At 66.5% G+C, this 17851-nt stretch carries 20 protein-coding genes and 1 tRNA gene; 12 read left to right on the top strand and 9 right to left on the bottom strand.

The features are described from left to right. Positions 1 to 31: 31 nt before the first annotated feature. The 6 genes from ABN034_RS10500 to ABN034_RS10475 all read left to right on the top strand — a co-directional run bounded on the left by ABN034_RS10500 (position 32) and on the right by ABN034_RS10475 (position 3562). Positions 32 to 1294 carry a glutamate-5-semialdehyde dehydrogenase gene (locus ABN034_RS10500; RefSeq protein ID WP_349690803.1) on the top strand — a complete coding sequence of 421 codons (1263 nt, stop codon included), beginning with the start codon at positions 32 to 34 and terminating at the stop codon, positions 1292 to 1294. 82 nt (positions 1295 to 1376) lie between these two features. Then, positions 1377 to 1541 (top strand): hypothetical protein, encoded by a 165-nt coding sequence (locus tag ABN034_RS10495; RefSeq protein ID WP_349690802.1) that lies wholly within the window; start codon positions 1377 to 1379, stop codon positions 1539 to 1541. Positions 1542 to 1599: 58 nt separating this feature from the next. Continuing rightward, positions 1600 to 2202 carry a nicotinate-nucleotide adenylyltransferase gene (gene nadD, locus ABN034_RS10490; RefSeq protein ID WP_349690801.1) on the top strand — a complete coding sequence of 201 codons (603 nt, stop codon included), beginning with the start codon at positions 1600 to 1602 and terminating at the stop codon, positions 2200 to 2202. 121 nt (positions 2203 to 2323) lie between these two features. Further along, positions 2324 to 2749: a ribosome silencing factor gene (rsfS, locus tag ABN034_RS10485; RefSeq protein ID WP_349690800.1), complete on the top strand. Its 426-nt coding sequence runs from the start codon at positions 2324 to 2326 to the stop codon at positions 2747 to 2749. Next, positions 2746 to 3384 carry a histidine phosphatase family protein gene (locus ABN034_RS10480; RefSeq protein ID WP_349690799.1) on the top strand — a complete coding sequence of 213 codons (639 nt, stop codon included), beginning with the start codon at positions 2746 to 2748 and terminating at the stop codon, positions 3382 to 3384. Before rsfS ends, ABN034_RS10480 begins: the two co-directional genes overlap by 4 nt. A 105-nt stretch (positions 3385 to 3489) precedes the next feature. After that, a tRNA-Ala gene (locus ABN034_RS10475) sits at positions 3490 to 3562 on the top strand. A gap of 480 nt (positions 3563 to 4042) precedes the next feature. Here ABN034_RS10475 and ABN034_RS10470 read toward each other — a convergent pair. The 4 genes from ABN034_RS10470 to ABN034_RS10455 all read right to left on the bottom strand — a co-directional run bounded on the left by ABN034_RS10470 (position 4043) and on the right by ABN034_RS10455 (position 6634). Further along, positions 4043 to 4474, bottom strand: a complete 432-nt coding sequence (locus ABN034_RS10470) for a class I SAM-dependent methyltransferase (protein WP_349690798.1) — start codon at positions 4472 to 4474, stop codon at positions 4043 to 4045. A gap of 21 nt (positions 4475 to 4495) precedes the next feature. Beyond that, positions 4496 to 4804: a class I SAM-dependent methyltransferase gene (locus ABN034_RS10465; RefSeq protein WP_349690797.1), complete on the bottom strand. Its 309-nt coding sequence runs from the start codon at positions 4802 to 4804 to the stop codon at positions 4496 to 4498. A gap of 557 nt (positions 4805 to 5361) precedes the next feature. After that, positions 5362 to 5754 (bottom strand): hypothetical protein, encoded by a 393-nt coding sequence (locus ABN034_RS10460; protein WP_349690796.1) that lies wholly within the window; start codon positions 5752 to 5754, stop codon positions 5362 to 5364. Positions 5755 to 6190: 436 nt separating this feature from the next. After that, a complete protein-coding gene (locus ABN034_RS10455; RefSeq protein WP_349690795.1) occupies positions 6191 to 6634 on the bottom strand; it encodes a hypothetical protein in 444 nt (147 codons plus the stop codon). A gap of 925 nt (positions 6635 to 7559) precedes the next feature. Here ABN034_RS10455 and ABN034_RS10450 point away from each other — a divergent pair. Both ABN034_RS10450 and ABN034_RS10445 read left to right on the top strand, forming a co-directional pair. After that, a complete protein-coding gene (locus ABN034_RS10450; RefSeq protein WP_349690794.1) occupies positions 7560 to 7826 on the top strand; it encodes a hypothetical protein in 267 nt (88 codons plus the stop codon). Between the two features lie 197 nt (positions 7827 to 8023). Then, entirely contained in the window at positions 8024 to 8170 is a 147-nt protein-coding gene (locus tag ABN034_RS10445) for a hypothetical protein (protein ID WP_349690793.1), read from the top strand. 102 nt (positions 8171 to 8272) lie between these two features. Here the strand turns inward: ABN034_RS10445 and ABN034_RS10440 are convergent, their stop codons facing one another. Next, complete coding sequence (locus ABN034_RS10440) at positions 8273 to 8803, bottom strand: GNAT family N-acetyltransferase (RefSeq protein ID WP_349690792.1); 531 nt, start codon at positions 8801 to 8803, stop codon at positions 8273 to 8275. Between the two features lie 21 nt (positions 8804 to 8824). Further along, entirely contained in the window at positions 8825 to 9826 is a 1002-nt protein-coding gene (locus ABN034_RS10435) for a phosphotransferase (RefSeq protein ID WP_349690791.1), read from the bottom strand. Between the two features lie 230 nt (positions 9827 to 10056). On the opposite strand from ABN034_RS10435, the gene ABN034_RS10430 reads away from it, so the two are divergent. The 3 genes from ABN034_RS10430 (at position 10057) to helR (ending at position 14936) form a co-directional block, all read left to right on the top strand. Beyond that, complete coding sequence (locus ABN034_RS10430) at positions 10057 to 10524, top strand: hypothetical protein (RefSeq protein WP_349690790.1); 468 nt, start codon at positions 10057 to 10059, stop codon at positions 10522 to 10524. A gap of 907 nt (positions 10525 to 11431) precedes the next feature. Next, positions 11432 to 12637: a glycosyltransferase gene (locus tag ABN034_RS10425; protein WP_349690789.1), complete on the top strand. Its 1206-nt coding sequence runs from the start codon at positions 11432 to 11434 to the stop codon at positions 12635 to 12637. A 1-nt stretch (position 12638) separates the two neighbouring features. After that, positions 12639 to 14936 (top strand): RNA polymerase recycling motor ATPase HelR, encoded by a 2298-nt coding sequence (helR, locus tag ABN034_RS10420; RefSeq protein ID WP_349690788.1) that lies wholly within the window; start codon positions 12639 to 12641, stop codon positions 14934 to 14936. A 37-nt stretch (positions 14937 to 14973) separates the two neighbouring features. On the opposite strand, the gene ABN034_RS10415 is transcribed toward helR, so the two are convergent. Next, on the bottom strand, positions 14974 to 15387 hold the full coding sequence (locus tag ABN034_RS10415) for a hypothetical protein (protein WP_349690787.1): 414 nt from the start codon (positions 15385 to 15387) through the stop codon (positions 14974 to 14976). After that, positions 15362 to 15769 (bottom strand): hypothetical protein, encoded by a 408-nt coding sequence (locus tag ABN034_RS10410; RefSeq protein ID WP_349690786.1) that lies wholly within the window; start codon positions 15767 to 15769, stop codon positions 15362 to 15364. The genes ABN034_RS10415 and ABN034_RS10410 overlap by 26 nt, the downstream gene beginning before the upstream one ends. 154 nt (positions 15770 to 15923) lie before the next feature. Between ABN034_RS10410 and ABN034_RS10405 the strand changes: the two genes are divergently transcribed. Continuing rightward, a complete protein-coding gene (locus ABN034_RS10405) occupies positions 15924 to 16049 on the top strand; it encodes a hypothetical protein (protein WP_349690785.1) in 126 nt (41 codons plus the stop codon). A 341-nt stretch (positions 16050 to 16390) separates the two neighbouring features. Here ABN034_RS10405 and ABN034_RS10400 read toward each other — a convergent pair whose 3' ends face one another. Further along, positions 16391 to 17653 (bottom strand): MFS transporter, encoded by a 1263-nt coding sequence (locus ABN034_RS10400; RefSeq protein WP_349690784.1) that lies wholly within the window; start codon positions 17651 to 17653, stop codon positions 16391 to 16393. Positions 17654 to 17851: the final 198 nt, after the last annotated feature.

Raw genomic sequence — 17851 nt, 5'->3', positions numbered from 1 at the left:
CCGGGACTGGCAGGGCGCCTAGGATCGGACCATGAGCACTGATCGCGATGCCGTGCGCGAGACGGCCGGCCGGGCGCGGACGGCGGCGGTCGATCTCGCGAGCCGCTCCCGGGCTGACAAGGACGCCGCGCTCCACGCGATGGCGGCCGGCCTCGAGGCGGCGTCGCCCACGATCATCGCCGCCAACGCCGGTGACGTCGAGCGGGCCCGCGACGGGGGTACGTCCGAGGCGATCATCGACCGGCTTCGACTCGACGAGAAGCGCATCCACGCCATGGCCGACGGACTCCGCGACGTCGCCGCCCTGACCGACCCGGTGGGTGAGGTCGTCCGCGGCTACACCCTTCCCAATGGGCTCGAGCTGCGACAGGTGCGGGTGCCCTTCGGTGTGGTCGGGATCATCTACGAAGCCCGCCCCAACGTCACCGCCGACGCCGCCGGCCTGTGCCTCAAGAGCGGCAATGCCGTGCTGCTGCGCGGCTCGTCGTCGGCCCGTGGCTCCAACGAAGCGGTCGTCGCCGCCCTCCGCAACGCCCTTGTGAGCAAGGGATTCCCAGCAGATTCGGTCCAGTTGGTCCCCGGCGACAGCCACGAGTCCGTCAAGCACCTGATGCGGGCCCGCGGCCTCGTCGACGTGCTCATCCCGCGCGGGGGAGCCACCCTGATCCGCAGCGTGGTCGAGGAGTCGACCGTGCCGGTGATCGAGACCGGCGTCGGCAACTGCCACGTCTACGTCGACAGCGCGGCAGACCTCGACATGGCGATCGACATCCTGCTCAACGCCAAGACCCAGCGGCCGAGCGTCTGCAACGCCGCCGAGACCTTCCTCGTCCATGCCGACATCGCCGGCACGTTCGTTCCCCGTGCGTTGGCGGCACTTGCCGGGGCCGGCGTGACGGTCCACGGGGACGAGCGGATCCGGTCGTACGACAAGGACCACGTCGTGCCGGCCACACCAGAGGACTGGGGCACCGAGTACCTCTCGCTCGACATCGCAGGTGCTGTCGTCGACTCTCTGGATGATGCCTGCCGGCACATTCGTACGCACGGATCGGGTCACACCGACGCTATCGTCACCGGCTCCCAGCAGGCGGCTCGGCAGTTCGTGCAGGCGGTCGACTCGGCGGCAGTGGTCGTCAACGCGTCGACGCGGTTCACCGACGGCGGGGAGTTCGGGTTCGGTGCCGAGATCGGGATCTCCACGCAGAAGCTGCACGCCCGCGGTCCGATGGGCCTGCCGGAGTTGACGTCGACGAAGTACGTCGTGGTCGGCGAGGGTCAGGTCCGCGCCTGACCGCCAGACTGGATCAGCGGACTGGATCGACGGTCGGGCCTCGCGGCGGGGGCGGCATGGCGCGCCCGGTAGGCTGCCCGGCATGGAGTCGTACGCCACGATCGTCGGCAGCATCGTCCTCGCCCGGCCGGCCCACCACATCGAGCTGCCGGTGCCGGCCGAGGTCATCGGCCTGGGAAGTTTCGTCCTGCTGACGGTGCTCCTCCTGATCACTCTCGCGATCGGCAAGGGCCGCCCGCACAGCTGAGCGGGTACGCGAGAGGGTGGTTGAGGCTGTTGAGCGCGCAGGGCGCGGGAGGCCACACGTGAGCGACGCAAGGCCGCAGCGCCTGGGCGTGATGGGCGGCACGTTCGACCCGATCCACCACGGGCACCTTGTGGCGGCCAGCGAGGTGCAGGCCTGGTTCGATCTCGATGAGGTCATCTTCGTCCCCACCGGCCAGCCATGGCAGAAGGACGATCGGGAAGTCTCCCTCGCTGAGGACCGCTATCTCATGACGGTCATCGCGACGGCGTCCAACCCGAGGTTCTCGGTGAGCCGGGTGGACATCGACCGCCCAGGGCTCACCTACACGGTCGACACGTTGCGGGATCTCCGCGAGGCGCGCGGGCCGGACGCGGAGTTCTACTTCATCACCGGCGCTGATGCCCTGACCCAGATACTCACCTGGCGCGACGTGGACGAACTCTTCGCGATGGCGCACTTCGTGGGGTGCACGAGGCCGGGGCACACGATCGACACCGACCAGATCCCGTCCAACGGCATCACGCTGCTGGAGATCCCCGCCCTGGCGATTTCGTCTACGGAATGTCGTGAGCGCGTCGCAGCCGGTCAACCAATCTGGTATCTCGTACCCGACGGCATCGTGCAGTACATCAACAAGAGGCGGATGTACCGCGGTGGCTGAGCCAGATTCGAATCACCGGTCAACTCGGCGAATGCGGCGTGAGATCCTGGAGTCGTTCGTACGCCGATGAGCGAACGGCGGGTCGGGCCGCAATGTCCGGGTTTCGCCGAGAAAGGACCTCGTGCCCGCAACCACCCACGCCGTCGAGTTGGCCCACCTGGCCGCGCGGTCTGCTTCTGACAAGCTGGCCAACGACATCATCTGTTTTGACGTCTCTGAGCGGCTCGCCCTCGCCGATGCGTTCCTTTTGTGCTCTGCCACCAATGACCGCCAGGTCGGCGCCATCGTCGATGAGATCCTCGACCGGTTGGCCGCTGCTGGCGCGAAGCCCGCACGCCGCGAAGGCGAGCGGGACAACCGCTGGGTTCTTCTCGACTACGGCGATCTTGTCGTTCACGTTCAGCACGTCGAGGAGCGTGAGTTCTACGCGCTCGAACGTTTGTGGCGTGACTGCCCGGAGATCCCGCTCCCCGAGACCGTCCTCGCGGGGGCGCCCGGTGGCGAGTCGGTCGCTGACCGTCCCCGTCCGACCGGCACCGACCTGTGACTGCCGCGCGCCTGGTGGTGTGGCGGCACGGCCGCACGTCGTGGAACTTCGAGGGAAAGTTTCAGGGCCAGACCGACATTCCGCTCGACCCTGTCGGCGTGGAGCAGGCGCGCGCGGCCGCTGCCCGGCTCGCTGCCCTGCGCCCTGCGGCGATCGTGTCCAGCGACCTGCAGCGGGCCGCGCAGACCGCCGCCGAACTCGCGCGACTCACCGGCCTCGAGGTCACCTACGACCTGGACCTCCGGGAGATCGACGTAGGCTCGTGGGCGGGCATGACGCGCGAGGAGTTCCGGGTCCGCTTCCCGGACATCCAGGCACGTGGCGATGCGGGCGAGGACTACCGCCGGGGCGGTGACGGCGAGACCGTCGCCGAACTCGCCGAACGAGCCGAGAAGGGCTTACGGCGGGCGATCGATCTCGTTCGTGACGGGGAGACCGTGGTCGCGGCATGTCACGGCCTCGCCATGCGGGTGGGCATCGCCCGGCTGGTCGGCCTGCCCGCTGCGTACTGGGAGGCGTTGGGTGGGTTGAGCAACTGTTCCTGGGTGGTGTGCGAACCGGGACGACGCGGCTGGCGGATCGTCGAATGGAACGCCGGAACCTTGCCTGAGCCGGTACTGAGTGATGATCGCTGAGGACCCGGCCAACGCGGTTGTGGCCCGCCCGCGCGGAGCGGTGACCTGATTTCACCTCGCGTACGCCGACCAGATATGCTCGCCTGGCCCGAGTGAGAGGGCCGCGGGGCTGTAGCGCAGTTGGTAGCGCACCTCCATGGCATGGAGGGGGTCAGGGGTTCGAATCCCCTCAGCTCCACCCAAGAATCCGCAGGCCAGGGGCCCAAGTTGCGAACGCAGCCAGGGCCTCCCGCTGTTGGATGTCCGATTCTGGCAGCGAAATGGGAGCGAAGGAACTCAGGACACCCCTGCCCCCCCACACCTGGGTATGGAGTTGCGTAGTGACTGGGGAAAGTGTGGGAGGCCAGGAACCTGATGACTGTCACGCCCGCTGTCACGCCGCTTCTGCAGGTCAAGGACGGTTGAGTGACAGGTGACAGTGGTGACAGAGCCGGCATGTCCCTGGCGTCGCCCACGCTGAGAACAGCGACCTGGGCATCAGCGCGCTCCTAGCATTGCCGAGCCTGGCTCTCTTGATCAAGGTCGCCGCTGGCGCGGCGCTCGCCGGCCACCCTTTCGGGCGCCCTAGGGGGCCCTCCTCGGACGGCCGGCGCATGGCGAGACTCCTGCACTCAACGAAGACCTCGTCTCGCGACCTTGTCGGGACGTGCGCTTGTACTCATTCGCGCGTTGCTTTGATCACGTAGACCGCTGGCAGCCAGGTCGCGGGCTCGCCGAGACCGTCATACATGGTGGGGTACGGCGCCTCGAAGAACTCCTCGATACGCAGTCCGGCCCGCATGAGGCTCATCACGACGTCGCTCACTGGCCAGAGGAACGCGTCGAACGAGATCTCAGGCGTCCACCCGATCGGGCGCTTGGACTGGTCGTAGGTCTGTTCTTTGGGCTGACCGCGGCCGAAATAGTCGACGGTGACAGCTACCTCGCCAGGCCGTCGGACGCCGAGGACCTCCCAGATCGGGTGGTGCTCGTTGAGCAGGAACGTCCCGCCGGGGCGCAGACGGTCGGCGATCATCTGAGCCCACCGGTCAAGGTCGGGGAGCCAGCACACGACGCCCGCTTGGGCAAAGATCACATCGAAGTCCCGCAACTGGCTTGCATCTCATACATGTCAGCCGCGATGAACTGCGCGTCTGCCCCGGTCTCGGGCCAGAGTTCTCGCCGCCTCGATCGCGACGTCACTGATGTCGACACCGGTCACTGAAGCACCGAGGAAGGCCCAGGAGATCGAGGCGTTGCCGTTGGCGCATGCGAGGTGAAGCATCCGCTTACCGGCAACGTCCGGCAGGAGTCGAGGTTCCCAGTCCTCGAGCGTGGTGCCACCTTGCAGGAAGAACTCAGGCGGCTGTGATGGCCGAGCCGGGGCGATCGCATTCCAACCGAGCCGGTTCGACCTCGTATGGGCAAGGATTCGGTCCATGGGCCGGACCGTACTCACCATCGCCGCACCTCACCAACCCGAATACGCCAAGCCGATCACAGCGCGACCAACGACCTACTCCGCCGGGCCACGCGAGCACTTGGTCGACAGCCTAGAGAGCGAGCCGCGTGCCAATCGTCTGCCAGATGGAGCGGCCGGCCACGGTCCGTCAGGGTCAGCAGCGGTCACGACTGTCGACGACTCGTGAAAACCGACCCCGTGCGGGTTCGGGAAAGGTGACCCCCAGAGGTTGGCTCAGTGGCGGGGCCGTCTCTGCCACTCGGGCTGCGTTGGGGAACTGGGGGCCGTCCTCGGATGGCTGGCGTCCGGCGGGAGAACTGCACTCATCGAAACCTCAGTTACGGCGCTCATTCGGGCAGGGGCGGCGGCTCCTCTGCCATCGGACGACCGCTGCTAGCGTAGCGGCGATGCGGGTGCGGGCTAGCTTCTCGCCTTCTCGCAGGTCATGGCTATCGTCCCTGAGATGAGCACCGAACGTGCCCCCTGGACCTCCATATGTGTTGACTATCGGTGCAGCCGACGGGTCACCACGTTGCCTATGGGCACACTCCGTTCATCGGCTCAACCGGGGTTACCGCGAGAAGCTTTCCGGAAGCAGCCTCGCGAGCGTGGGCGACCGCGTGGTCCAAGAGCCTCGCCACTGGGGCACCCTTGTGATAGGTGGGATTGAGCGGCGGCAGCTCCACAGGTACTGCTCCGGCATCAACCTCTTCGCTCGCCAGCATTCGGCTCTCAGTCACAATCTCGACGAGCAGATCAGTAGCAGGCTCCGCGCTTACCACGACGTATACCGCCGGGCCGTCGGCCGGTCCGCACCCTACCTTTGCGCTCAGTTCGACTTGCACGCCCGGATCGTTCGAAGGACAGGCTGTGAGCACGGCGAGACTTCCCAGCAGCAGCCCCAAGCCAGATCGCTTCACGAAGGTCATGGTTCTCAACCGCGCTCGGGTCGATCGGGCGCTGGTCGGGAGCCAACAGCGACAAGCACCACACCTGCGACAGTGAGGACCAGGCCGAAGAGCAGCGCGAGCGATCCCGGCCCGGGCAGTATCAACATGGCGGGCCCGGCGGCCGTGAGAAGGCCGCCAATCCCGGGACATCCCAGCCGAGAGTCCGCACAAGGACGACGATTCATCGCATCCTCCCAAGTGGGAGAGCAGCGTACCGAAGAGTCTGTGACCGGCGGGCGTGCATGGGCAAGGAAGAGCCGGGCCGCCTGTCGTCGTGCAACCCGCGTGCAACAATCGGCTGGACGATCCTGGATTGGTCTGGACATACGAGTGCCGAGGAGGCCGTCCGAGCGTTACAGAGCAGGACCTGGACTGGTCTGGACCAGTGACGATGGGGTCCGAGGCGGTGCAGGCGCTACTGGATTTTCACTATGCCAAGCAGCGCCTCTTGCTTACGGGCAGGGTCCCTAAACACAAATCCATCGCGCTTCTTGTCTGTCCTGCCTTCGTATTGATGCAGGACTGCCTTGAGCCTGGTGGCATCGTAGATGATCAGTATGTCTATCCGGACCGGTTTGTTTCCAATGGAAACTGGGCCATGGTAAAAGCCCCAGCTAAGACCCCAAAATAGCCGCATGCGCTGCGTGACTTTGCGGCGAAAGGCAAAGAGGTCAATGTGCTTGTTTTGCAAATTATCGTACCGGAATCCTTTGCGATTTGGATCGTATCGATCAGTGCCATGCTGCTTGATGATTTCGATCATTTCATCAACAGTCTTGCCGGGATGATCTCGTGAACAAAGGGCGCGGGCAACTACTGTTCGGCCCATAAAGTGCCTCTGTATTTCGGCATCAACCACCTTCCCGATGGCCCTATGGTCGGGCTCTGTGTCGACCCGATACTGAGGTAAGTGGACAGTGAAGACAGGAGTAACCATTTCTGTTAGCAACCCCTCTCCGTGCGAGAGCCACCCATGTCGAGTGCACCGACGGCGACGCCCCTCGTCCCGTGTGTCACTCGCAGCAAGATCCTATCCGCAATCACGCCGGGCATGCTGCTGCGTGCTACCCAACTGGCTGACGTGCCATCCGCGTTCCATCAACCGAGGTCAGGTAGGGTCAGCAAGGCCGCTCCAGGCCACTCGGCCCTGCGGGAGCGGCGTTTTCTTCCCTGCGATTCGTACGGTTTCCAATCTGAGAGTTCCCCGGGCCCGGACGTCCTGGGCTTAAGCGCGCTCATCGGGCGGCTAGGAGCGCGTATCCCGCGACCCAATTTTTCAGCGATGGTCTTCTCGATGAGACTCGCAATGCACGCGACAAGATGCTGTTCCCGGGTGGGATGGCCTTCTACCGTCCAGGCCCGCTGACCACCAGCCCCGCCGGTCCTCACCCTCCCATGGAGGGACGTGATCGATTGGGTTGTCGGATACGTCGTCACATAACTCCAGCACCTTCTTGATGGCGTCCTCGTAACGCTGGGCGCGCATTTGCGGATCCTTGGAAAGATAGGACGTGGCACTTCTGGTCTTGAGATATGGATACTCAGCCAGGTTGACTCGCGGTCGCTCGCTCATGAGGCCCCTCCGTCAAGAGGAGTCCAGCATGACCGAGGATCTTGACGAGGAACAGCACACCTCTCGCACCGCCTGAATGACTTTCACCGTCACGGCCCGGCACAGCTGTCGGAGTGGCCGATCAGCATGGGTACGCGCGAGGCATTGGTCGGCGGGCAGCTGGTCGGCCTAGGAGCTTCCGAAGCCTCCTGGGGACTGCCATCATCCCGCCATGAGCATGCGGCCGGACAAAGCGGTGTGGCTGAGGCTCGCGCTGGGTTCGGCCTGCTCCCTGACGCTTGCCGGCGCCATGGTGACGATGCCCGCGTCCGTCTTCCCACTGTGGGTCCGCGTGTGCGGCCTCGTGCTCGGGGTCCTGATCGGTTGCGTGGCCGCCGGGGAAGTCGTCGTGTGGATTGTCAACGCCTGGCACAGACGTTCCGAACGCGGCAGAACTGCCTCCGTACCGGACAACAGACAAGTACAGCAACACGACTGACTGCAACCACCCACGCCGGACCACCTCTGACGCTCTGACCTGCAGGAACGACCCCAGCGACCTTGGACGCTCGTTGATTGCACAGGGGAGTTACGGTGCGCTCGCCAGGCCGTCCAGCGACCCTTCCGAAGTTCGTTCGTCCCGACCTGTCACTATCCCGCCATGAGGATCAGCGCGCGGCGACCCGACCGTGGGGCATGGTCGTGCTCGACATCCTGGCGCTGCTCTGCATCATCGGCGTCGGCGTTGGAGTTTTGCTCGGCTGCGGCATCGCCGCGGAGGTCGTCGCCACGAGCGCCAAAATCCGGCGGCGCGCCCGTTCCCGCCGCCATCCAACTGTCTAGACCGCAGCGTATTGCAGAGAAGCACAGCGACAAGACCGACCTGAACCCTGCCTGACAATGACCGGCGGACCTGCTAAGCGTGCCCGCGCCTTCGTCGTGCTGTCACAGCACTCGTTCGTAGCGACGCACCACCGTCTGAGTTGCCTTGCTGGCGAGCCTCTCGCCCGGCATACCACCTGCAGTTACGTTGCCCATCCTCCGGAAACCTTGCCGTTCGTAATAGCGGCACAGGTCCTCGTTGGTTGCCACGCAGTCCAGGCGCACTGCTCGCCGTCCCTCGTCGATGGCTACTTTGGTGACCCAGTCGAGCATCCAGGTGCCGAGCTGCTGGCCGTGGTGGCGTACCGCCATCCGGTGCACGTACGCGGCGTCCGTAGGGAGATCGTCCCAAGCGGCGTCGGCGTGGTCGACAGTGACCGTGGCGACCACATCGACCCCGGCGCGAACCAGCCAAGTCTCCCCGCTTTCGATGGCGGGAAGGAGCAGTCGTTCGGGAAACCTGGTTGGCCACTGCCTGACGCCGCGCTCGTTGAGCCAGGCCGCTGCGTCCTCCAACACGGCGGCGACGTCGGCCAGCTCGGCGGTCGTGGCCGGCTCGATACTCCATCCGGCAGTCATCCGTACAGTAGACATCAGCACTTCCTGGCCCCTCGGCTACGTCCGACCATTCAGGTGGTCGATCAAGGCCTCCAACTCGGCGAGGCTCGGCAGGTCATTCGCCGCGTTGCCGGCCTGTTCTCTGGCGAAGTCATGTTGTTCTGGATGCGTGGCATCGAGTAATAGCTCGGACTGACAACCGAGATAGTTGAGATGGACAGCCACGGAGCTGGCGAGGTGGCTCGGCTCTGTGATCTCTGCGGGACCACCCGCTCGGCGGTACGCCAAGTATGCGCTCTTCCCGCGCACCCGCGACCCCAGGGACCGTACGAAGGATCCGAGTTCCTGGTGAGGAACCAAGGGGCCGGCATTCTCCCAGTCGATCAACCAAGGGCCGTCGTCGCTCCAGATCAGGTTCGGGGCACCGAGATCGGTGTGACACCACAGTGCGCCTGGCTCGCGAGCGCTGTTGACGAGGTCGGAGAGCGCATTGAGGTCCGCTCTGCGTGCGTGCATCGCATCGGCTATATCGGGAGCGGGGTCCTTCATACGCGTAGCCAGTTCGTCCCAATTGAATTTCACCCGCACGAACCAGTCGTCAATTGCGTGATCGTTCGGGTCGACGGCAAGGTTATGGATTCGCGCCATCCACTCCGTTATCGGCGCAATGGTGCGATCGTCCTCCCGGTCACCAGTCTCACCGGGCACCCAGGCCAGCACACGGTACTGACTCTTCCCATCCGGCTGATCATCAACTGTCAACACGAAGCTACCGTTGTCGATCCGCCGGATGGACCGCGGTGCCGGTACCCTGACTGATCCACATCGCGTTGCGAAGTCAACTTCGCGCCGAATCCCGTCTTCACTGAAATGGTTCCAGTACGCGCGCTTCACGGTCCAACAAACCCGCTCGCCATGCATGCGAGTAGTGATGCGGTTGACGGCTCCCATGGCTCCTCGGGCAATGAACGTTGAGTCCAGTGGCTCCCCCAGACCGTAGGCGTCGGAAATGGCGGCGAGCGAAGCGGCTGAAAGCGTAGCCTCCGGATGTAATCGCATCGAGGAAGAGTACATCGGCGGACACTCGGGGACGCCGGCGTCGAGCAGGCCAGCGCATTGTGAGTGTGCGCAAGTACATCGAGGCGCCACGTAACTCGTTGCTCGTCCGGTGGCCGGGTCGCTAGAGTCCTCACGTGGCGTGATCTCTCCAGCGCGGTTCAGCGGCGCAGATGACTGCCGTCTGTCAGTCCCGACCGGCGGCCATCCGACGTATGGGAGAGAACGCCACCATGAATGACCTCAACCTTGCTGACCCCGCCTCGGAACCTGTACGGCAGGTGGTCAACGACATCAACCAAGCCCACGGACTACGGTACGCACTGCGGGATCGCTGCCGTGGTGGGCTCAACGGCGGGGCCCGGGTCCTGATCGACCCCGACGGGCAACAGGCGATCGTGAAGTGGAGAGCACACGATCCAACCGCGCGTAGGGCGCGGCTGATCGAGACGGTCAACCGGATCCACGCCATCGGCTATCCGACACCTCGCTGGATCGCGGCCGGGGTCACCGATGCCGGAACCACTTGCCTGATCCGGCAGGGCGGCGAGGCGGTGGCCGGGGCAGGAGTGCTCGCTCTGTGTGCAGCCGCTACCGCGTTCGACATCCTGCATTTCCAGGCCGAACGCGACCCGGAGAGCCTGCCCTGGGTCTTCGCAGGTCTCAACCACTTGGCCGACATTCTCAGCAATCCTCTGTAAGCCCCACGCTTCAGATCCGGACCGCGCGACCTTCGCGTGGTCCGGATCCAATCCACAGCGCAATGCACACGTGAGCGCTCGACGGTTCACACCAGCCCCCGCAGCGGCGCGACCAGCGCAAGCGTTGTCATGCGCGTGGCGCGAATCGTGCGTGCGTCTTCGGAGGTCTACGAATGGGCGACAAGGCTCGAGCAGAAGTCTTCGCGAGCTTCATCTGTGAGACGTTTCCGGAAGCGGTGTCCATTGCTGACGTTGCGGGTGGACACGGCGATCTTTCGTACTGGCTTGCGATGAGCGGATGCGACCCAACGATAATAGATCCGCGCGCCGCTAGGTTCCCCAAATGGATACAGCGAGACTTACGGAAGCGGCAAGTTAGGGGAGAGCGGCCCCATCCAATGCGACGGATAGTAGCAAGCGTCGAGGATGTTGATCTCTGCGAGTTTGACCTGGTAGTCGCGCTCCATCCGGATCAGGCGACTGAGCCAACGGTTCTCGGTTGCCTGGCGAGTGGTGTGGACTTTGTGGTGGTTCCTTGTTGCGTATTTCCCATCGACGGGACTCGTTATACACAAGAGGGGTGGGTCAACTATCTGGTATCCCTGGCTCCGGGAACGCAGTGTGCGCAACTCCCCATTCGTGGTGCCAACATGGCGATCTTCTCCTCATTCCGCGGTTGTATCCGCAGGCACATGGGAGATCCTCCTGCGCCGACGGTGCCGCCGCACGCGCCAGGTCGCCGCTTCGCGAGCAGGTCGCCGTCCAGAGCGGACATAGAGAAAGGCAAGGAGTCCGCACTCCCTGCCACTCCTAAGTTATAGCGCACCGGGGGGCTTGCCGCAAGGCCCTATTCGTGCCGGAGAATCGTCGGCCGAAGCAAGAATCTGCGGAAGTGGGGGGCACAAAAATGCGTGTGTTGCTGTCGACGTACGGGTCGCGGGGGGACGTCGAGCCGATGGTGGCGCTGGCGGTGCAGTTGCGGTCGCTGGGCGCGGAGGTGCGAGTGTGCGCGCCCCCGGATTTCGCGGACCTCCTGGCCCGTGTCGGCCTGCCGCTGGTGCCCGCCGGGCAGTCGGTGCGCGAGATGGTGCGCCGGGTGCGTACGGAGGAGACGCCGCCGTCGCCCGCGGACCTGGCCCCCGGGTTGGTCACCGCGCAGTTCGACGCGGTTGCCGCCGCGGCGGCGAAGGGATGTGACGTGGTCGTGGCGACCGGCTTGACTCCGACCGTGGCCGGCGCGCAGTCGATGGCCGAGAAGCTGGGCATCCGCTACGTGTACGCGACCTACTGTCCGCTCTGGCTGCCGTCGCCGCACCACCCGCCGCTGTGGCCGTCGCCACCGGACGTGACCGACAACCGAGCGCTGTGGGACCTGCACGCTCAGAGCCTGAACACGGTGTTCGGCACGCCGATCAACGCACACCGGGTGTCGATCGGCCTGCCGCCGATCGACAGCGTCGGCGGTCACCTCTTCACCGACCGTCCGTGGCTGGCGGCGGACCCGGTGCTGGGGCCGTGGCTGCAGCCGGCGGACCTCGACGTCGTGCAGACCGGCGCGTGGATTCTGCCGGACGACCGCTCACTCCCGACGGAGCTTCAGGCGTTCCTGGACGCCGGCACCCCACCGGTGTACGTCGGCTTCGGCAGCATTCCGATGCGCGCCGCGGATGACGTCGCCCGGGCGGCCATCGAGGCGATCCGCGCGCAGGGTCGCCGCGCAGTCGTCTCCCGTGGCTGGGCAGACCTTGCCCTGATCGACGATCGGGACGACTGCTTCGCCGTCGGCGAGGTCAACCAGCAGGCGCTGTTCGGCCAGGTGGCCGCCGTCGTCCACCACGGTGGGGCGGGTACGACGACCACGGCCGCCCGGGCCGGCGCGCCACAGGTGGTGGTGCCCCAGATCGGGGACCAGCCGTACTGGGCGGGCCGGGTAGCCGACCTGGGTATCGGCGCGGCCCACGACGGCCCGACTCTGACCACGGAGTCCCTGTCGACCGCACTCAAGACGGCCCTGACCGCGGAGACCCGAGCGCAGGCGACCGCCGTGGCCGGCTGGATCCGCACCGACGGCGCGATGGTGGCCGCGAAGCTGCTGCTCGATCGGAGCTGCTGACGTGAACCCTCTGACCACCAGCGCGTTCGACCTTCCAGACCAGCTCGCTCGCAAGGCCGAGCCGATGCTGATCGCCGGCGACGAGCAGCACTTCGTGGCCATCGCGGAGTGCCTCGAGCAGTCGATCGCCGACCTGTCCGACCGTCTCGATGTCGCGCGTAAGGCGCCCGGGGGCCAAGGCCAGGAGGCGATGGACCGGGACATGGAGATCCACCGGTTGACCGCTCGCCTGCGCGCCCTGCGTCGCTTCGGCCTGGATCTGTGCCTCGGACACATCGTCAGTGCCGACGACCCCGAACCTGTGTACGTCGGACGACTCGGCCTCACGGACAGTGCGGGCCGTCGGCTGCTGGTCGACTGGCGTTCCCCCGCGGCCGAGCCGTTCTTCGGAGCGACCCACGCCAACCCGATGGGTCTGGCAAGCCGGCGTAGGTATCGCTGGACCCGCGGCCGGATCAGCGACTACTGGGACGAGGTGTTCACCTCGGACGGCTTCGACGGACACGCTGCCGCCCTCGACGACCAGTCCGCCTTCATCGCCAGCCTGGGCAGCAGCCGGTCGCCCCGGATGCGAGACGTACTCGGCACCATCCAGGCCGACCAGGACGCCATCATCCGCGCGAGTTCCCGCGGCGCTCTCGTCGTCGACGGCGGTCCGGGTACGGGAAAGACCGTCGTCGCTCTGCACCGCTCCGCCTACCTCATCTACTCCGACCCACGCCTTGGCCGCCGCCGGGGCGGCGTACTGTTCGTCGGTCCGCACCAGCCCTACCTGGCGTACGTGTCCGAGGTACTCCCCAGCCTCGGGGAGGAGGGAGTGCAGACCTGCACGCTGCGGAACCTCGTCCCTGAGGGAGCCACGGCGGCGATCGAGACCGACCCGAACGTCGCCCGCCTGAAGTCGTCCGCGGACATGGTGAAGGCGATCGAGCCCGCCGTCGGGCTCTACGAGGATCCACCCACCGAGGGGATGGAGGTCGAAACCCCCTGGGGCGACATCTGGCTCAGCACCGCCGATTGGACCGAGGCGTTCGAAGCAGCGGAACCCGGCGCTCCGCACAACGAAACGCGTGACCAGGTTTGGGAGGCGCTGCTCGCGATCCTGATCGACAAGCTCCGGGATGTCGCCGACGAGAAGTCAGAGGACGGTGACGACGACGAGTTCGACGCCTACGGGATGCGGGGCGAAGACCCGGTAACTGCGTTCCGCAGGTCGCTCGCAGGCAACCGTGAGCTGGTGCAGACCTTCAACCGGGCATGGCCGCTGCTGGAAGCGACCGACATCGTAGGAGATCTGTGGCAGGTCCCCGCCTACCTGCGCATGTGCGCGCCCTGGCTCACCCGCGACGAGGTCGCAAGGCTCCAGCGCGAGGACGCGCGCGCCTGGACGGTGTCTGACCTGCCAATCCTGGACGCGGCACGCCAGCGGCTCGGCGACCCGGAGGCCGCACGACGCAGGCGCCGCCAGGAGGCTGCCGTCTCGGCCGAGCGCGCACGCATGGCCGACGTCGTCGATCACCTCATCGAGACCGACGACTCTGACATGGGCGTGATGTCGATGCTGCGCGGGCAGGACCTGCGGGGTGCCCTGGTCGACGAGGGCGCCGTCTTGGCCGCTGACCCGGACCTGCTCGCCGGCCCGTTCGCGCACATTGTCGTGGACGAAGCTCAGGAGCTGACCGACGCGGAATGGCAGATGCTGCTGCTCCGTTGCCCGTCCCGGAGCTTCACCATCGTCGGGGACCGTGCCCAGGCCAGGCACGGGTTCACACGAGGGGTGGGCCCGAAGGGCAGAGGGGCGGTAACAGCAGAGTCGTGGCCGGAACGGCTCGAGCGGATCGGGCTCGACCGGATCAACCTGGCCTCGCTGAGCATCAACTACCGGACGCCCGAAGAGGTCATGGCCGAAGCCGAGCCGGTCATCCGGGCCGTGCTCCCGGACGCCAACGTGCCGACGTCCATCCGCAGCACGGGCAACCCCGTCGTGTACGGATCTACTGCGGAGCTGGGCCCGATCCTGGACACCTGGCTCGCCGAGCATGCCGACGGGATCGCCTGCGTCATCGGTGCCAATGGGATGGCGGATGGCACGTCGCGGGCGACGTCCCGCGTCCGCTCGCTGACCCCGGAGCTGTCGAAGGGACTCGAGTTCGACCTGGTCGTCCTCCTCGACCCCGAGTCATTCGGTAGCGAGTCATTCGGCGCTGGGTCGTTCGGCACGGGCACCGAAGGAGCGGTCGACCGCTATGTCGCGATGACCCGAGCGACCCAGCAACTTGTCATCCTCACCAGCTCATGACGTCGGCCACGACCTCGTGTCGACGGACCTCGGACGCCTACAGGCGGTCGAGCTTGGCGGTCATCTTGGCGACCAGGGGGCGCAACGAGTCGACCACCGGACCCGGGTCCTGTTGGGGGTCCCACCGTTCCGTCGGAGAGATCTTGACGACGAAACGCTCGTACTGGAACGCCACCTCGAGGTTCCCGCTGCCACCCGTGATGTAGCTGAACGCGCCGTCGGAGGGACCGTCGACCTCCTCGACGTTCTTGTCTATTCCTCCCACCGGGATGAACGACAGGTAGTTGTGTGCGGCCTTGGCGTCCAGAAAGCTCATGGTCGCGACCCGGAGGCCGGCGTCCGGCACGAGAATGTCGGCGTCGGACTCCTCGGCGAAACCTTCATGGCGTACGCATTCGTTGTGGACGTAGTTGTTCTCCGTCGGGTCACCCACCTCGCGGAAGACGAGCACACCGGTAGCGCCTGCGACGTTCTCTTCGACCAGCGGGCTGGCGTCCTTGCCGGTGTGGGGCTTTGATGTCGGCATTGTCGATCAGGTCGCAGGCGCGGGCCACCGGGGCGGGGAAGGTCGGCGACTTGTACGTCACGACCGCTGGACCACCAGGGTCCTGGGCCAGGGCGGCGAGGTTGCGGGCGATCCGGTCGAGCAGCTTCGGTCCATCGCCGGTGTCGGTGTAGAGGTGCACGGTGGCACCTTCACCGCGCAACATGAAGTACTTGCCCTCTCGGCTGTCCGTCGCATAGCCACCGACCATCGGACCGGACTTGTAGCGCCGGTCGATCTCCGCGAGGACATCCTCGTCGAGCACGTTGAACGACTGGTACGTCTCCACATCGATCGTCTTGGTGCCGGGCTCGATCGCGTACGCCCACCGGGCGTACGTACCGGTGAAGGTCGACAGGTAGCTGGGGCCTCGACCGGCCGCGCCCGACGCCGTCGTAGAACGACCGCTTGATCGAGGTCGGAAGAGGGTTCGCGATCGGCAAATGGCCGAGCTCGGTGACATCGGCGAGGGGGAGCACGTTGCAGGGGTCGAGCGTCGGCTTGCCGCCGAGCTCGATGCGTCGGGGGCTTTCACTCATCGTGAGGGCCATCGGGTCGCCGACGCCTGAGCTCAACCTCTTTCGTTCATACCCTGGTCTGTCGTGCTGGACGGGGTGCTTCGGTCCGGCATTCACTTCCGATGATCCATCAGCCGCGGACCCATCAACCGCGGAGCCGTCGGCCCCAGACTGCCGATCGCCAGATACCGCGGTAAAGGTGACGGCAGCGGCGATGATCAGAACAACCGCCCCGATACCACCGAGCACGATGGCGACGACGCCGGTCCGTCCGATCTGCCGACCCGGCTGGCCGACCGAACGGCCAGGCAGTTGCCCCAGATGGCGAACGGACTTGTCTCATCCACCTTTCGTCACCGTGGCGTGTGATCGGCGTGCATGCGAGAAGGGAACTATGGCAAGGCAGGAAGCCGTCCGTGTCCGCCGAGCCGCAGCAGCGCCGGCGTGAGCAGGCAGAGGACTGCCGCCAGCGCCGCCACGGCAAGCATTGCCCCGCGCAGCCCGACCGCGTCCGCCCAGAGGCCGACGTAGCCGGGTCCGAGTAGGAAGCCCAGGTACGACGTGGTGCTGACGAGGGACGTCGCACGACCTCGGTGCCGCTCGTCCACGCTGCGCGAGACCAGGCCGACGAGGGTCGGAAAGAGGACGGCGGTGCCGGCCGCGGCGAGTACGAGGCCGAGTGCCGCGACGAGGAACGTGGGCGCGACGGCCATGACGGTGGCACCGGCGGCGGCGACCGATGAGCCGACCACAAGGACGGCGCGGGCGTACGCCGGTCCGAGGCCACCAGCGGCGAACCGCGCGAGTGCGACGGTGCCGGCGAACACTGCCGGGGCCACCGCCGCGCCACCGGGCCCCAGGCCCAACTCCGCGTGCACGTAGACCGCGCTCCAACTCTGGTGGGCGTTCTCGCTGGCGAAGGCGAGGGCGCCAAGGACCCCGAGGAGGAGCAGCGGGACGGTTCTGGGTCGACCGTCGATCGGAGGCCCGGCGTCCGGAGCGTCGGCGTTCAGAGCGTGAGTGTCTGGAACGGCGGTGTCTGGAGCGTCAGTGTCTGGACGGTTGCTGTCCGGGGGCTTGGCCGCAAGGTCGGGCGTCCCACCGCCTCCGGGAGGTCGTATCGTGCCGACCGCGAGCGCGGCGACGAGACAGAGGACAGCGGCAGCGACGAATGGAACTGCCAGCGGCAGGGACGCTGACGAGGCGAGCCCGCAGCCAAGGCTGGCGACGACCACCATGGCGGAGAAGACCCCGTGCGCCCGGGTGATGACCGGCCGACCGGCGAGTTTCTCTGCCCGGCCGGCCACCGCGTTGATCGCCACGTCGGCCGCACCGCTGGAGGCGCCGACGAGAGCAAGGCCGACCGAGAGGCTGCTCACCCCCACCGCGGTGAGGGCCACGACGGCGCCGGACACGCCGAGAGCAGCGATGGTCAGCGCCACGACGGCCCGACCCCACCGGTCCAGCGCCCTGCCAGCCACCAGCATGGCGGGCAGGGCACCAGCGCCCACGAACACGAGCGCGAACCCGAGTTGGCCGTCGGTGAGCCCAGCCTGGTCCTGGACCCGCGGAACGGACGCTCCCCAGACGCCCCAGAACGTACCGAACGCGGCGAACGCCAGGACAGCGGAGGCGACGGTACGGCGGACCGCCACGTGGTCAGGCTCTGAGCCGCCACGCCTCCCATGCGTGCGCCCTGGGCCGGGTCCACCGCGGTGGACCCGTGTTCCTCCGTGCGGTGGGCGAGTGGTTTCCCGGGGCTGTTCCGACATTCGTGTAACGATACACACGCTCGCTGACCCACACCGGACGTGGCGACTCGGGCGCACCAACTCAGGCGCAACAACCGCAAT

Origin of the sequence: Actinopolymorpha sp. B11F2, from assembly GCF_040195635.1 — a bacterium.
Lineage (GTDB): Bacteria > Actinomycetota > Actinomycetes > Propionibacteriales > Actinopolymorphaceae > Thermasporomyces.
Note: the sequence above shows the minus strand (reverse complement) of the source record. Positions and strands in the feature narration are given on the sequence as shown.